This window comes from Streptomyces typhae (assembly GCF_009755605.1).
Classification (GTDB): domain Bacteria; phylum Actinomycetota; class Actinomycetes; order Streptomycetales; family Streptomycetaceae; genus Streptomyces; species Streptomyces typhae.
The window spans coordinates 78,744-93,547 of sequence record NZ_WPNZ01000009.1; the positions used below are offsets into that span (position 1 = coordinate 78,744).

At 72.1% G+C, this 14,804-nt stretch carries 13 protein-coding genes; 11 read left to right on the forward strand and 2 right to left on the reverse strand.

What is annotated here, in order from left to right; all coding sequences use genetic code 11:
- The first annotated feature begins 168 nt into the window (after nucleotides 1–168).
- A complete protein-coding gene (clpB, locus tag GPA10_RS17645; protein ID WP_343041025.1) occupies nucleotides 169–2,760 on the forward strand; it encodes an ATP-dependent chaperone ClpB in 2,592 nt (863 codons plus the stop codon).
- A gap of 104 nt (nucleotides 2,761–2,864) precedes the next feature.
- The gene (locus GPA10_RS17650) at nucleotides 2,865–3,401 is read left to right on the forward strand and encodes a type III secretion system chaperone family protein (protein WP_343041026.1); all 537 of its coding nucleotides are present in this window, start codon (nucleotides 2,865–2,867) and stop codon (nucleotides 3,399–3,401) included.
- 9 nt (nucleotides 3,402–3,410) lie between these two features.
- Here the strand turns inward: GPA10_RS17650 and GPA10_RS17655 are convergent, their stop codons facing one another.
- On the reverse strand, nucleotides 3,411–4,604 hold the full coding sequence (locus tag GPA10_RS17655) for a hypothetical protein (protein WP_425505764.1): 1,194 nt from the start codon (nucleotides 4,602–4,604) through the stop codon (nucleotides 3,411–3,413).
- A gap of 79 nt (nucleotides 4,605–4,683) precedes the next feature.
- Nucleotides 4,684–5,961 carry a pyridoxal phosphate-dependent aminotransferase gene (locus tag GPA10_RS17660; protein ID WP_246259351.1) on the reverse strand — a complete coding sequence of 426 codons (1,278 nt, stop codon included), beginning with the start codon at nucleotides 5,959–5,961 and terminating at the stop codon, nucleotides 4,684–4,686.
- Nucleotides 5,962–6,094: 133 nt separating this feature from the next.
- Here GPA10_RS17660 and GPA10_RS17665 point away from each other — a divergent pair, with 133 nt between their 5' ends.
- The 9 genes from GPA10_RS17665 (at nucleotide 6,095) to GPA10_RS17705 (ending at nucleotide 14,782) form a co-directional block, all read left to right on the forward strand.
- Nucleotides 6,095–6,394 carry a hypothetical protein gene (locus GPA10_RS17665; RefSeq protein ID WP_079087067.1) on the forward strand — a complete coding sequence of 100 codons (300 nt, stop codon included), beginning with the start codon at nucleotides 6,095–6,097 and terminating at the stop codon, nucleotides 6,392–6,394.
- A gap of 438 nt (nucleotides 6,395–6,832) precedes the next feature.
- Nucleotides 6,833–7,351, forward strand: coding sequence for a DUF2617 family protein (locus GPA10_RS17670; protein WP_157166371.1), 519 nt, complete (start codon nucleotides 6,833–6,835; stop codon nucleotides 7,349–7,351).
- Nucleotides 7,352–7,458: 107 nt separating this feature from the next.
- Complete coding sequence (locus GPA10_RS17675; protein WP_343041027.1) at nucleotides 7,459–9,051, forward strand: polyamine aminopropyltransferase; 1,593 nt, start codon at nucleotides 7,459–7,461, stop codon at nucleotides 9,049–9,051.
- A 69-nt stretch (nucleotides 9,052–9,120) separates the two neighbouring features.
- Nucleotides 9,121–9,963 (forward strand): SRPBCC family protein, encoded by an 843-nt coding sequence (locus tag GPA10_RS17680; protein ID WP_157166372.1) that lies wholly within the window; start codon nucleotides 9,121–9,123, stop codon nucleotides 9,961–9,963.
- A 475-nt stretch (nucleotides 9,964–10,438) separates the two neighbouring features.
- The gene (locus GPA10_RS17685; RefSeq protein ID WP_343041029.1) at nucleotides 10,439–11,242 is read left to right on the forward strand and encodes an aldose epimerase family protein; all 804 of its coding nucleotides are present in this window, start codon (nucleotides 10,439–10,441) and stop codon (nucleotides 11,240–11,242) included.
- A gap of 10 nt (nucleotides 11,243–11,252) precedes the next feature.
- Nucleotides 11,253–11,807 carry an orotate phosphoribosyltransferase gene (gene pyrE, locus GPA10_RS17690; protein ID WP_157166374.1) on the forward strand — a complete coding sequence of 185 codons (555 nt, stop codon included), beginning with the start codon at nucleotides 11,253–11,255 and terminating at the stop codon, nucleotides 11,805–11,807.
- Nucleotides 11,808–11,906: 99 nt separating this feature from the next.
- Nucleotides 11,907–12,929 (forward strand): class II fructose-bisphosphate aldolase, encoded by a 1,023-nt coding sequence (gene fbaA / locus GPA10_RS17695; RefSeq protein WP_058852411.1) that lies wholly within the window; start codon nucleotides 11,907–11,909, stop codon nucleotides 12,927–12,929.
- An 83-nt stretch (nucleotides 12,930–13,012) separates the two neighbouring features.
- Nucleotides 13,013–14,251, forward strand: coding sequence for a MalY/PatB family protein (locus tag GPA10_RS17700; RefSeq protein ID WP_281364805.1), 1,239 nt, complete (start codon nucleotides 13,013–13,015; stop codon nucleotides 14,249–14,251).
- A 117-nt stretch (nucleotides 14,252–14,368) separates the two neighbouring features.
- Complete coding sequence (locus GPA10_RS17705; protein WP_058852410.1) at nucleotides 14,369–14,782, forward strand: DUF3151 domain-containing protein; 414 nt, start codon at nucleotides 14,369–14,371, stop codon at nucleotides 14,780–14,782.
- The last annotated feature ends 22 nt before the right edge of the window (nucleotides 14,783–14,804 follow it).

A 14,804-nucleotide genomic window follows, 5' to 3' on the forward strand; every position in this document is an offset into this window, starting at 1 on the left:
CTAACCCGCCGCTGATCCGTACGGAGACTGGGACCCCGCGGAAACCGGGGCCCAGGAGCCTTCTGAAGAACACCTTGAGCGGAATAGACTCAACTTTGTGTACGTTGGCTTAGTCAGGATGAGTACGGGTACCCGCCCGACCGACCGAAGCAGGAGGAGAACGCGCACGTGGACGCCGAGCTGACCAACAGGAGCCGGGACGCGCTCAACGCGGCCACCAGCCGGGCCGTGTCCGCAGGCCACCCGGACCTGACCCCCGCGCATCTGCTCCTGGCTCTCCTGGAGGGCCAGGACAACGAGAACATCACCGATCTGCTGGCGTCCGTGGACGCCGACCAGGCGGCCGTGCGGGCCGGGGCCGAGCGGGCCCTCGCCGCCCTGCCCAGCGTCAGCGGGTCCACGGTCTCGCCGCCGCAGCCCAACCGCGAGCTGCTCGCCGTCGTCACCGACGCCGCGGAGCGCGCCAAGCAGCTCGGCGACGAGTACCTCTCCACCGAACACCTGCTCATCGGGCTCGCCGCCAAGGGCGGCGCCGCCGGTGACGTACTGAACGAGAACGGCGCGAGCGCGAAGAAGCTGCTCGACGCCTTCGAGACCAGCCGCGGAGGACGTCGCGTGACCACCCCCGACCCCGAGGGCCAGTACAAGGCCCTGGAGAAGTTCGGCACGGACTTCACCGCCGCCGCCCGCGAGGGCCGCCTGGACCCCGTCATCGGCCGGGACCAGGAGATCCGCCGGGTCGTGCAGGTCCTCTCCCGGCGTACGAAGAACAACCCGGTGCTCATCGGCGAGCCCGGCGTCGGCAAGACCGCCGTCGTCGAGGGCCTCGCGCAGCGGATCGTGAAGGGTGACGTGCCGGAGTCGCTGAAGAACAAGCGGCTCGTCTCCCTGGACCTCGGCGCGATGGTCGCGGGCGCCAAGTACCGCGGCGAGTTCGAGGAGCGCCTGAAGACCGTCCTCTCCGAGATCAAGGAGAGCGACGGGCAGATCATCACGTTCATCGACGAGCTGCACACGGTGGTGGGCGCGGGCGCCAGCGGCGACTCCGCCATGGACGCCGGGAACATGCTCAAGCCCATGCTGGCCCGCGGCGAGCTGCGCATGGTCGGCGCGACGACGCTCGACGAGTACCGCGAGCGGATCGAGAAGGACCCCGCCCTGGAGCGCCGCTTCCAGCAGGTCCTGGTGGCCGAGCCGAGCGTGGAGGACTCCATCGCGATCCTGCGCGGGCTCAAGGGCCGCTACGAGGCCCACCACAAGGTGCAGATCGCCGACTCCGCCCTGGTGGCCGCCGCCTCGCTCTCCGACCGGTACATCACCTCGCGCTTCCTGCCCGACAAGGCCATCGACCTCGTCGACGAGGCCGCGTCCCGGCTGCGCATGGAGATCGACTCGTCGCCCGTCGAGATCGACGAGCTCCAGCGCGCCGTGGACCGGCTGCGGATGGAGGAGCTGGCGCTCAGCAAGGAGACCGACCCGGCGAGCAAGCAGCGCCTGGAGAAGCTGCGCCGCGACCTCGCCGACAAGGAGGAGGAGCTGCGCGGCCTCACCGCACGCTGGGAGAAGGAGAAGACCTCCCTCAACCGCGTCGGTGAGCTGAAGGAGAAGCTGGACGAGCTGCGCGGCCAGGCCGAGCGGGCCCAGCGCGACGGCGACTTCGACACCGCCTCCAAGCTCCTGTACGGGGAGATCCCCGCCCTGGAGCGCGACCTGGAGGAGGCGTCCGAGGCCGAGGAGGAGGCCGCGGAGGCCGACACCATGGTCAAGGAGGAGGTCGGCCCCGACGACATCGCGGACGTCGTCGGCGCGTGGACCGGCATCCCCGCCGGGCGGCTGCTCGAAGGCGAGACGCAGAAGCTGCTGCGGATGGAGGCCGAGCTGGGCAAGCGCCTCATCGGGCAGAGCGAGGCCGTGCAGGCGGTGTCGGACGCGGTCCGGCGCACCCGCGCGGGCATCGCCGACCCCGACCGGCCCACCGGCTCCTTCCTGTTCCTCGGCCCGACCGGCGTCGGCAAGACCGAGCTGGCCAAGGCGCTCGCGGACTTCCTGTTCGACGACGAGCGGGCCATGGTCCGCATCGACATGAGCGAGTACGGCGAGAAGCACAGCGTCGCCCGGCTCGTGGGCGCCCCGCCCGGCTACGTCGGGTACGAGGAGGGCGGCCAGCTCACCGAGGCCGTGCGCAGGCGCCCGTACTCCGTGGTGCTGCTCGACGAGGTCGAGAAGGCCCATCCGGAGGTCTTCGACGTTCTGCTCCAGGTCCTCGACGACGGCCGCCTCACCGACGGCCAGGGCCGCACGGTGGACTTCCGCAACACCATCCTGGTGCTCACCTCCAACCTCGGCAGCCAGTATCTGGTCGAGCCGCTGACCAGCGAGGAGGAGAAGAAGCAGCAGGTCCTGGAAGTGGTGCGGGCGTCCTTCAAGCCCGAGTTCCTGAACCGGCTCGACGACCTGGTCGTGTTCTCGGCGCTCACCAAGGACGAGCTGGCGCACATCGCCGAGCTCCAGATCGGACGCCTCGCCAAGCGGCTCGCGGACCGGCGGCTCACCCTCGACGTGACGCCCGAGGCGCTCGCCTGGCTGGCCGCGGAGGGCAACGATCCCGCGTACGGGGCACGGCCGCTGCGCAGGCTCATCCAGACCACCATCGGCGACCGGCTCGCCAAGGAGATCCTGGCGGGCGAGGTCAAGGACGGCGACACGGTCCGCGTGGACGTCTTCGAGGACGGGCTCATCGTGGGCCCCGCGGCGCCGTAACCGGTCAGTTCCCCGGGCGGGGGTTGCGGGCCCCCGCCCGGCATGGGGGAGGATGGCTCGATCCGTACGAAGCTCGACCGTACGAAGTACGAAGGGAAATAACGGTGACCATCGACCCGTCCTCGATTCCGAATTTCGGGGGCCAGCCCGAACCGCAGCAGGGCGCAGGACCGGCGGGCCCCGTCGTCCCTGACCAGGACCTGGTTAAGCAGCTCCTGGACCAGATGGAGCTCAAGTACGTCGTCGACGACGAGGGTGACCTCGCGGCGCCGTGGGAGGAGTTCCGCACCTACTTCATGTTCCGTGGCGAGGACGACCAGCAGGTCTTCTCGGTACGGACGTTCTACGACCGGCCGCACGGCATCGACGAGAAGCCCCAGCTCCTGGAGTCCATCGACGACTGGAACCGGCGCACGCTGTGGCCCAAGGTCTACAGCCACACCCACGACGACGGCACGGTCCGCCTCATCGGCGAGGCCCAGATGCTGATCGGCACGGGTGTCTCCCTGGAGCACTTCGTCTCGTCGACGGTGAGCTGGGTGCGGGCCGCGATCGAGTTCGACCGCTGGCTCGTCGAGCAGCTCGGCCTGGAGCCCGCCGAGGGCGCCGAGGACGAGAAGCCCGGGGACGACGAGGCCTGAGGGCCCCGCTCACAACGGCATGCGGGCGATCGTCACCAGATACGTCCCGTAGGCCACCGAAAGCCCGGCCAGGGCGCCCACCACCAGGTAGGCGGCCCGCGGCCGGGCTTTCGCCGTGCGCGTCACGGCGAGGGCCACCGGGATCAGGAGCGGGAACGCGGGCAGCAGGAAGCGCGGCTTGGACTCGAAGAAGCCGGAGCCGCCCACGGTGATCAGGAGCAGCACCCCGGTGTACACGAGCAGCGGCAGCGGCGCCCGCTCGGCCACCAGGAGCGCGTACAGGAGCACGGCCACGGCGACGATCACCAGGGTCATGGAGAACACCAGCTTGTCGCCGTCCCTGAGCAGATGCCGGACGAAGGTCAGCGAACCGGCGCCGAAGTCGAAGCGTGAGCCCCAGCCGCGCTGCACCGCGAAGTAGCCGCCGAGCAGGTCGCCCTTCCTCGCGCCGACCCACAGCACGTACCCGGCCCAGCCGAGCGGGGCGAGCAGCGCGCCCGTCCACAGCCTGTGGGGAACGTGGCGGCCGCGGCGGCGCCACACCTCGTACCCGGCGGCGGCGAGCACCGCGGCCGCCACCGCGAAGCCGTTCGGCCGGGCGAGGCCCGCGAGCACCGCGAGGGAGCCCGCCCACAGCCAGCGCCCGGTGTGCACGGCGTACAGGGCCCAGACGGCGAGGGCGGTGAGGACCGGCTCGGTGTAGGCCATGGAAAGGATCACCGAGTGCGGCAGCAGGCCCCACAGGAGCACCAGGACGGTGGCGGTGCGGTGGTCGTACAGGCGGACGGCGAGCGAGTAGATGCCGAGGGCGGCGGCCCCCGCGGCGAGCCAGGACACGACGAGGCCCGCCGCGCCGTAGGTGAGCGGGGTGATGGTGGTGACCGCGCGGATCAGGCCCGGGTACAGCGGGAAGAACGCCAGGTCGCTCTGGACCACGGCGTTCTCGAAGTGGAGGGTGCGGCCGTAGCCGTCGGTGGCGATGGCGGTGTACCAGCGCGAGTCCCAGGAGCGGCCGAGCAGCCGGAAGGTGTTCTGTTCCGTGGCGTGCGCGGCGACCGACACGGCGAGCAGCCCGGCGATCCGGACGGCGGCGAAGACTCCCAGGGCGCGGGCGGCCGTCGGCCCCCTGGGGACGAAGGTGCGGCACTGGGTGCGGGGCGGTTCTGTGAGGGGGGCGGGGACGGTGGGGCTCGGGTGGTTCACACCCGAACCCTCCGGGGTGGCGGCGGCGGACGCGAGCCGGGTGGGTCCGTGTGGGTGGGCGCCGGTTCCCCCGGACGCCCTAGAGCGACTTCAGCCGCTCCACGGCGTCCGTGAGCACCTCGGTGCGCTTGCAGAACGCGAACCGCACGAAGGGGGCGCCCTCCTGACGGTGGTCGTAGAAGACCGCGTTCGGGACGGCGACGACACCGGCACGCTCCGGCAGCGCGCGGCAGAAGGCGAATCCGTCGCCGCCGTGCGAGCGGCTCTCGCCGAGGGAGCGGATGTCGGTGGTGATGAAGTAGGTGCCCGCGGGCCGGTAGACGTCGAAGCCCGCCGCCGTCAGGCCCGCCGCGAGCAGGTCCCGCTTGGCGCGCAGGTCCTCGCGGAGGTCGGTGAAGTAGGCGTCGGGCAGCGCGAGCGCCTCCGCGACCGCGTACTGGAAGGGACCCGACGCCACGAACGTCAGATACTGCTTCGCCGAGCGCACCGCCGTGACCAGGTCGGGCGTGGACGTCACCCAGCCCACCTTCCAGCCGGTGAACGAGAACGTCTTGCCCGCGGAGCCGATGGTGACGGTGCGTTCGCGCATGCCGGGGAAGGACGCGAGCGGGAGGTGCGCGGGCGTCGCGTCGTCGGTGAAGACCAGGTGTTCGTAGACCTCGTCCGTGACCACGAGGAGGTTCCGCTCGACGGCCAGCTCCGCGATCGCGGTCAGCTCCTCGCGGGTGAGGACGGTGCCGGTCGGGTTGTGCGGGGTGTTGAGGAGCAGCAGCCGGGTGCGGGGGGTGACGGCGGCGCGCAGCTCGTCCAGGTCGAGGACGAAGCGGCCCTCGCCGGGCCGCAGGGTCACGGGCACCCGGGTGCCGCCCGCGAGGGCGATCGCGGCGGCGTACGAGTCGTAGTACGGCTCCAGGGCGATCACCTCGTCGCCCGGCTCGACCAGGGCGAGCAGCGCGGCCGCGATGGCCTCGGTGGCGCCCGCGGTGATCAGGACCTCGCGGTCCGGGTCGTAGGACAGGCCGTAGTGGCGCCGCTGGTGCCCGGCGACGGCCGTGCGCAGCTCGGGCACGCCCGGACCCGGCGGGTACTGGTTGCCGCGCCCGTCGCGCAGCGCCCGCACCGCCGCCTCCCGCACCTCCTCGGGGCCGTCCGTGTCGGGGAAGCCCTGGCCCAGGTTGATCGCCCCGGTCCGTACGGCGAGCGCGGACATCTCGGCGAAGATCGTCGTCCCGAACTCGGCGAGACGGCGGTTGAGCAGCGGGCGGCCGTACGCGGTGCCGGGGGTGCCGGAGGCGCTGGGGACACCGGAGGGGCCGGGGGTGCCGGAGGAACCATCGGAGGACGTCATGGGCGTCATCCTGCGCCGAACCTCTGGAGTTCCTCAACTCTGCTTTGGCCGCGCCCGGCCGGGGGCATCTCCTTGGCACGAACCGCGGGGGACCACGGGGGACCACGGGGGATCACGGGGAACAGAGAGGGTGGTGGGGGGCATGGCACTGGCCTTCATCTTCATCGGATTCGTGCTGGCGGTGTGCGTGGCACTCGGCGTCACGGCCACCAGGAACGCGAGGGGTCCGGCCGGACGCGCCCGGCGGCGGGCCGCCGCGGGGTCGGGCGGCAGCAGCTGGTGGGCGTCGGGAAGCAGCAGCGGCAGCAACAGCGCGGGGTACGTGAGCACCGGTGACGGCGGTGGGCACCACGGGTCGTCCTGTGGCGGCTCGTCGTCGTGCGGCGGCGGCTCCTCCTGCGGTGGCGGGGGCGGCGGGGGTGGATGCGGCGGAGGCAGCTGACACGGGGCAGCTGGTCCACTGGGCGAAACGCCCACCGGGAGCAACTACCGGTGGGCGTTTCGTCGTTGACGCGAAGTTGGTGCGCATCGTTGACGTGATGCGGGGAAAGAGAGCTGTACAGCGGGGGTGGCGGGGGCGACAAGTGCGATATGGGTTTATTGGCGACCGTACTGGGGCGCTTATGGATCGTTGGATACGTGAACAGATGAACTGTTCAGCCCTCTAGGGGATGGAAACCCTACGAAGTTGGGTAAAAACGCTGTGGCAGTGTCTTAGTTCATGATTCCCTTTCAACTGTCACCCCCGCCCTCGGACGTTCTGAGCTCAGCAACCGGGACCTCCCCGTGGGCGCGAGCCGGCATTCCGATTTCCCGGGTTCAGGTGTTCGACCATGTGCGCCGGCCCCCACCTCCATTGCGTGCTTAGCGGAGCTGACTCATGCTCACGACCCTGAAGACTGTCTATACCGACACGTGCGCCGGAGACCTGGCCTGGGCCCTCGGTCGCGAGCCGCTGCCCGCCCTCGCCACCCTCGACCTCGAACTCACCGGCGCCATGGTGCAGTTGCGGCTCCTCGGCGCGTCGCACCAGGTGCTCCTGGAGGAGGAGCGGGGCAGCTGTTCCGAGACGGTGGCGTGCATCCCGGGCAGCAGCACCCCGCTGCCGCTCGGCGTCTCCAAGCGGGTGGGCGAGTGGGAGTACGAGTTCGCGGCGTGCGTCGAGACCCTGTCGCAGGGTCAGTTCGCGGGCCGCGCACAGGAGTTGCTGGCCCTGGTGACCGAGCATCCGCACGGTCTCGCCGGTGTCTTCCCCGGCATGCCGCACGCCTTCACCGCCATGCTCGCCCAGCGCCACGAAGGCTCGGTCATGTGGCGCACATGGCACGCGTACCCCCAGGACGGGCAGTTGGTGGCGACGCGCACCCGGGTGGGCGTGCGGATGCCCGCTCCGCTCTGAGCGGTGGGTATGCGCGTTCCCCCTCGCGCGACTTCACACCTGTCGCGGGGCACCACCACCCATGTGGGGGACTTGGCGTAAGCGTTCGGTGACGTAGCGTTCGCAGCGTGATCGAGTCGCCCGCCGAGCGTCTGCCCGTCACGCCCCGGACAGGCCGGTTCCTCGTCCTCGCGGGCGTGTTCATCTGCGCCGCCTGCGGACTCGTGTACGAACTCGAACTCGTCGCCCTCGCCGCGTACTTGATCGGCGACTCCGTCACCCAGGCCTCCGTCGTCCTGTCCGTGATGGTGTTCGCGATGGGCGTCGGCTCCCTGCTCGCCAAGCGCCTGCGGTGCCGGGCCGCCGTCGGGTTCGGCCTCGTCGAGGCGGCGCTCGCCCTGGTCGGCGGGTGCAGCGCCCTCGTCCTGTACGCGGCGTTCGCCTGGGCCGGGGACCGGGGCGAGATGTGGGCGAGCGGATCGCGCTATCTCTTCGTGGCGTTCTCCCTCGCCATCGGCGTGCTCATCGGCGCCGAGGTGCCGCTGCTCATGGTGCTCATCCAGCGCATCAGACGACAGGACGCGGGCGGCGCGGTGGCCGACCTGTTCGCCGCGGACTACGTGGGCGCCCTGGTGGGTGGACTCGCCTTCCCCTTCCTGCTGCTTCCGTGGTTCGGCCAGCTCACCGGGGCGCTGCTCACCGGCGCCGTGAACGTGCTCGTGGGCGGAGCGCTGATCTTCGGCCTGTTCGGCCGTGACCTGAGCGGACGCGGGCGCTGCGCCCTGTTCGGTGCCAACATCGCCGTGCTCGCCGTGCTCGCCTCCGCCGCGCTGCTCGTCGACGACTTCGAGCGCGCCGCGCGCCGCGCCGTGTACGGCTCCGACATCCGCGTCGCCGTGCAGACCGGCGTCCAGGAAGTCGTCCTCACCGGCGCCGACCGCGCGTCCCTGAACCTCTACGTCGACGGCAGGCTGCGCGTCAGCGGCCGCGACGAACACCGCTACCACCGGGCGCTCGTCCAGCCCGCCATGCGCGGCGGGCCGCACGCGCGCGTCCTCGTCCTCGGCGGCGGCGACGGGCTCGCCGCCCGCGAGGTGCTCCGGCACTCCGGCGTCCGCCGCGTCGACATCGTCGAGGTCGACCCCGGCGTGGTGAAACTGGCCCGCAGCGACCCCGCGCTCAGCGAACTCAACGGACACGTGTACCGGGACCGGCGGGTGCGGGCCATCCATGCCGACGCCTTCCGCTGGCTGCGCGGCCCGCACGAGCGCCGCCTCCCCTACGACGTCGTCCTCGCCGACCTGCCCGACCCCGGCATCACCGCGAGCACCAAGCTCTACTCCCAGGAGTTCTTCGGCCTGGTCGCCCGCGTCCTCGCCGACGACGGCCGGTTCGCCGTGCACGCGGGGCCCGTCGTGACCCGGTCCCGGACCTACTGGACGGTGGACGCGACCCTGCGCGCCGCGGGCCTCGCCACCACGCCCTACCGCGTGACCGGCCGGTACTCCGCCAACGCGGCGGGGCCCGACCGTACGGACGACGGCACCGCCCGGCCGCACGACTGGGGCTTCGTCCTCGCCGCGCGCGACGCCCACCGGCTGGCCGTCGCCCGGGACGCGGCCGTCCTGCGGGCCGGGGCGCCCGCCGCCGAACGGGTGCGGCCCCCCTTCTGGCAGGGATTCGAGCCGTCCACGCTGGTGCATCCGCGGTACGCCGACTGACGTGCCGCGAGATCCTCGCGGGCGCAAGTGGAGTACATCCCGGCGTGACCGTCGGTACGCTCGACTGTCATGGAGCATGAGGTGTTCGTACCGGTCACGGAAGAGCCGCTCCGCGAGGCGCTGGCCGACCCCGAGCGGGTCGCCGGCGCGGTGCCGGGGCTGCACCGCGACGCCGACGCGGATTCGCCGCCCGGATCGGGGCGGCTGCGGGTGCGGGTCGCCGGGCACACGATCACCTACCGCGGCGGGCTGCGGGTCGCCGCGCGGGACGACGGCACGTACTCCTTCGAGGGCGAGGGCGAGGAGGTCCGCGGCAGCGGGACGGCGAAGTTCGCCCTGGCGCTGCGGCTCGCCCCCGGTGCGGAGGGGGGTACGTCGATGACGTTCAGCGGTACGGCGTCCGGGGACGGCCGCATCGCCGAGCTGGTGGAGAGTTCTCCACAGGCTGTGGAAGCCGCCGCGCGGCGGTTCCTCGCGAAGTTCGCGGAAGGGGTCTCGGCCTCCGCCCCTGCCTCGGCCTCGGCTGCCGGCGAGGACGGGCCCGGTGACCCCGACGTGCCGGAGCCGCCCGCCGGGCCCACCGGGGTCGGGGAGGGGGTGCACGGGATCTTCGCGGCCGAGGTGCCGCCGCCGTCGCTCGATCCGCTCGGCGAGGAGCCGGTCTCCCGGTTCGGGGGCCCCCTGGACGGGGACGAGGTGCCTGCCGCGGAGGCCGCGCACGCGCGGCGGACGATGATCGGGCGCAGCGCGGAGGAGGTCGACCACGCGCCGCCGCGCGGGCGGTACGCGCCCGTGCCGGTGCCCGAGTCGATGTCCGGCCGGGTCGCCACCCTGCGCTGGGCTGCGCCCGCGGCTGCCGTGGTGTTGGCCTCGGCCATCGTGGCGGGGCGCGTGCTGCGCCGCCGACGCTAGGTCGCTGCCGCTGTGCCTTGCCGCCGTGCCTTGCCGCCGTGCCTTGCCGCTGTGCCGCTGCCGCTGTGCCGCTGGCGCTGAGCTTCAGGCCCATCGCGCTGGCGCGCTCGTCCTCAAACGCCGGACGGGCTGAAATAGCGCTGCGCGCTCGTCCTTAAACGCCGGACGGGCTGGAGTCGCGCTGCGCGCTCGTCCTTAAACGCCGGACGGGCTGGAGTCGCGCTGCGCGCTCGTCCTTAAACGCCGGACGGGCTGGAGTCGCGCTGCGCGCTCGTCCTTAAACGCCGGACGGGCTGGAGTCGCGCTGCGCGCTCGTCCTCAAGCGCCGGACGGGCTGAGAGGTTGCCGCTGCGGCTGGGATGCTGCCGGAAAGGGTGGGTGGGTGGGGAAAAAGCCCGTCCGGCGTTTGAGGACGAGGTGCGGAGCGCCGATGGGCCCCCGGCAGGGCCTGGCCCGAGCCCGTAAGGTCGACCCCGTGAGTAGCGAAGAGATCAGGCTGGCCGCGGGCACCGCGGACGTGACCGTGCAGCCGGGGAACGGCTGCCGCCTGGGGAGCCTGCGGGTCGACGGCGTCGAGCTGCTGCGCCAGGGGGAGCGCTACGGCAGCTTCCCGATGGTGCCGTGGTGCGGCCGCACCCGCGAGGGCCGGTTCAGGAACGGAGGCATCCGCCACCAGCTCCCCGTGAACTCCCCACCGCACGCCATCCACGGCACCGCCCGCGACGCCGCCTGGAAGACGGCCCGCGTCAGCGCCACGGAAGCGGTGTTCACCCACGACCTGACCGACCCCTGGCCCTACCCGGGCCGGGTCACGCAGGTCGTGGAGCTGACCGAGGACGCCCTGACGCTGCGGCTCGCGATCGAGACGTACGGGGACTCCTTCCCGGCGCAGGCGGGCTGGCACCCGTGGTTCAACCGCCACCTCGGCGACGGGAGGAACGGCGACGACGGCGTACGCGTCGCCTTCGACGCCGCCTGGCAGGAGCAGCGCGGCGACGACCACCTGCCCACCGGCACCCGCGTCGATCCCACCCCGAGCCCCTGGGACGACTGCTTCGGCATGCCCGACGGGGTGAACGTGACCCTGACCTGGCCGGGCACCCTGGAGCTGACCGTGGCCAGCCGGGAGCAGTGGGTCGTGGTCTACGACGAGCCCGCCGAAGCGGTGTGCGTGGAGCCGCAGACCGGCCCGCCGGACGGCCTGAACACCCTGCCGCGCCTGGTCACCCCCGTGGACCCCCTGGAGACGGCGACCACCTGGAGCTGGCGGCGCCTTTAAGCTCGTAGCCATGACGAACGACGTACGCGGCGACCTGCTGCAGCAGATCAAGGACAAGGCCGTCGTGCACGGCAAGGTGACGCTCTCCTCCGGCCTGGAGGCCGACTACTACATCGACCTCCGCCGGATCACCCTCGACGGCGCGGCCGCCCCGCTGGTCGGCCAGGTCCTGCTCGACCTCACCGCGGACCTGGACTTCGACGCCGTGGGCGGCCTGACCATGGGCGCCGACCCCGTCGCGGGCGCGATGCTGCACGCGTCCGCCGCCCGCGGCAAGCGCCTGGACGCCTTCGTCGTCCGCAAGGCCGCCAAGGCGCACGGCATGCAGCGCCGCGTCGAGGGCCCCGACATCAAGGGCCGCCGCGTCCTGGTCGTCGAGGACACCTCCACCACCGGCGGCTCACCGCTGACCGCCGTGGAGGCGGTCCGGGAGGCCGGCGCCGAGGTCGTGGCCGTCGCCACGATCGTCGACAGGGCCACCGGCGCCGGTGAGAAGATCACCGAGGGTGCGGGGGTCCCGTACCTCTTCGCGTACTCGAAGGACGACCTCGGTCTCGCCGACTGACGGAGGATTCCGTCGCGTCTGGAAGGATGGGGGCGACGATGACGTCGCCCCCCTAGGTCAGGGCCAAGCACACACCCGCACATCACAAGGAGCGGACACATGCCCATCGCAACCCCCGAGGTCTACAACGAGATGCTCGACCGGGCGAAGGCAGGCAAGTTCGCCTACCCGGCCATCAACGTGACGTCCTCGCAGACCCTGCACGCCGCGCTGCGCGGGTTCGCGGAGGCGGAGAGCGACGGCATCATCCAGATCTCCACGGGTGGCGCGGAGTTCCTGGGCGGCCAGCACAACAAGGACATGGTGACGGGCGCCGTGGCCCTCGCCGAGTTCGCGCACATCGTGGCCGGGAAGTACGGCATCACCGTCGCCCTGCACACCGACCACTGCCCCAAGGACAAGCTCGACGGCTATGTCCGCCCGCTGCTCGACGTCTCCGCCGAGCGCGTCAAGGCCGGCCGCGACCCGCTCTTCCAGTCCCACATGTGGGACGGCTCCGCCGAGACCCTGGCCGACAACCTGGCCATCGGCCAGGAGCTGCTCGCCCAGGCCGCCGCCGCGAAGATCATCCTTGAGGTCGAGATCACCCCGACGGGCGGTGAGGAGGACGGCGTGACGCACGAGATCAACGACGAGCTGTACACGACCGTCGACGACGCGATCCGCACCGCCGAGGCCCTGGGCCTCGGCGAGAAGGGCCGCTACCTGCTCGCCGCGTCCTTCGGCAACGTGCACGGCGTGTACAAGCCGGGCAACGTCGTGCTCCGCCCCGAGCTGCTCAAGGACCTCCAGGAGGGCGTCGGCGCGAAGTACGGCAAGCAGTCGCCGTTCGACTTCGTCTTCCACGGCGGCTCCGGCTCCACCGAGCAGGAGATCGCCACCGCCCTGGAGAACGGCGTCGTGAAGATGAACCTCGACACCGACACCCAGTACGCCTTCACGCGGCCCGTCGCGGACCACATGTTCAAGAACTACGACGGTGTCCTCAAGGTCGACGGCGAGGTCGGCTCGAAGAAGACCTACGACCCGCGTACCTGGGGCAAGTCCGCCGAGGCGGGCATGGCCAAGCGGGTCACCGAGGCGTGCGCGAACCTGCGCTCCACCGGTACGAGGATCAAGTAGCCGTACGTCCGTCCGTCGGGCCCGGTACTCCGCGTGAGTGCCGGGCCCGCGGCATGCTCAGAGAGCTCAGAGGGGACTCATCCATGGCCATGGAGTACAAGCACGAGGACGCGTACGACTTCGACGCCCCCGTCGACCGGCGCGGCACCTGGAGCGTCCAGTGGGACGGCATCGCCGACCGGTTCCCGGTCCCCGACCTGGTCCCCTTCACCATCTCCGACATGGACTTCCCCTGCGCGCCGCCCGTCCTGGACGCGCTGCGGCGCCGCGTCGGGCACGGTGTCTTCGGCTACACGGACTGGCGCAACGACGACTTCCGGGGCGCGATACTGGATTGGTTCGCGCAGCGGTACGAGACGGACGTCGACCCGGCGGCGCTCGTCTACGCCCCCTCCGTCCTCAGCCAGATATCCCAGCTCCTACAGATGTGGACGGAGCCAGGCGACGGCGTCGTCGTGCACACCCCCACCTACGACGGCTTCCGCAAGGCCGTCACCGGGCTCGGCCGCGAGCTGCGCGGCGTGCCCCTGCCCGAGGGCGACCCCGGGCACGCCCTCCTGGAGGCGGCCCTGGCCCGCCCCGACAGCCGTGTGCTCCTGCTGTGCTCGCCCCACAACCCCACCGGCAAGGTGTGGACGCACGCCGAGCTGAGCGCCGTCGCCGAGCTGTGCGAGCGCCACGGGGTCGCCGTCATCAGCGACGAGATCCACGCCGACCTCACCCACGAGGGGCACACGCACCTGCCGTGGACGCGGTACGCGCGCGGCCACCGCCGCTGGGCGCTCGTCACCTCCGCCACCAAATCCTTCAACTTCCCTTCCCTGAGCGGGAGTTACGGTCTTGTGGGGGATGCTTCGGAGCACGCCGCCTTCGTACGCAGGATGGACATGGGGCAAGGCCTCGCCTCGCCCGCCGTGCTCTCGCTCACCGCGCACATCGCCGCGTACCGGGAGGGCGGTCCGTGGCTGGACGCCGTGCGCGCCTACACGCACGGGAATCTGCGGTTCGTCGCGGACCGCCTGAACGGGGCCTTTCCCGAGCTGGGGTGGCGGCCCCCGCAGGCGGGCTATCTCGCGTGGATCGACCTGCGGCCCGTGCTCGGGGACGCCGGGGACGACATCCTTCAGCGGGAGCTGGTGGAGGGGCAGGGGGTCGCCGTCATGCCCGGGGGGACGTACGGGGCGGCGGGGGCCGGGTTCGTGCGGTTGAACGTGGGGTGTGCGCGGGGGAAGGCCAAGGTGGGGGTGGGGGCGTTGGTGGCGGCCGTACGGGCTCTGCGGGGCCCGTCCGGCGGGGCTCCTCAGAGCCCCTCCGGCGATTGAGGAGCGGGGGTCCAGGGGGCGGAGCCCCTTGGTTACGGGAAAGGGGTGCCCGCGCGCGGAGCGCGCCAATAGGCACAGCGGGGCGTCCCACGCGGGCCCATGCCGCAGACTTGACCCATGGCCATTCACCAAGATCTGCTCGGGGGCCCGCCCCCGACCCACCTCCCCGACGACCCCGAGCCCCGCGAGCTCCTCGCGGCGGGCACCCCGGCCGCGGACGTCGCCGCGAAGTACCCGAAGTCGTCCCTCGCCTGGGCCCGCCTCGCCGACGAGGCCTTCGAGGCGGGCCGCGTCGTCGAGTCGTACGCGTACGCACGCACGGGCTACCACCGCGGCCTTGACGCCCTGCGCCGCAGCGGCTGGAAGGGCCACGGCCCGGTGCCGTGGGAGCACGAGCCGAACCGCGGCTTCCTGCGCGCGCTGCACGGTCTCGCCCGTGCCGCGGGCGCCATCGGCGAGCAGGAGGAGTACGAGCGCTGCTCGACGTTCCTGCGCGACTCGTCGGCGACCGCCGCGGACACCCTCGGCTGACGGCCACCCGGCCGCCGCTTCG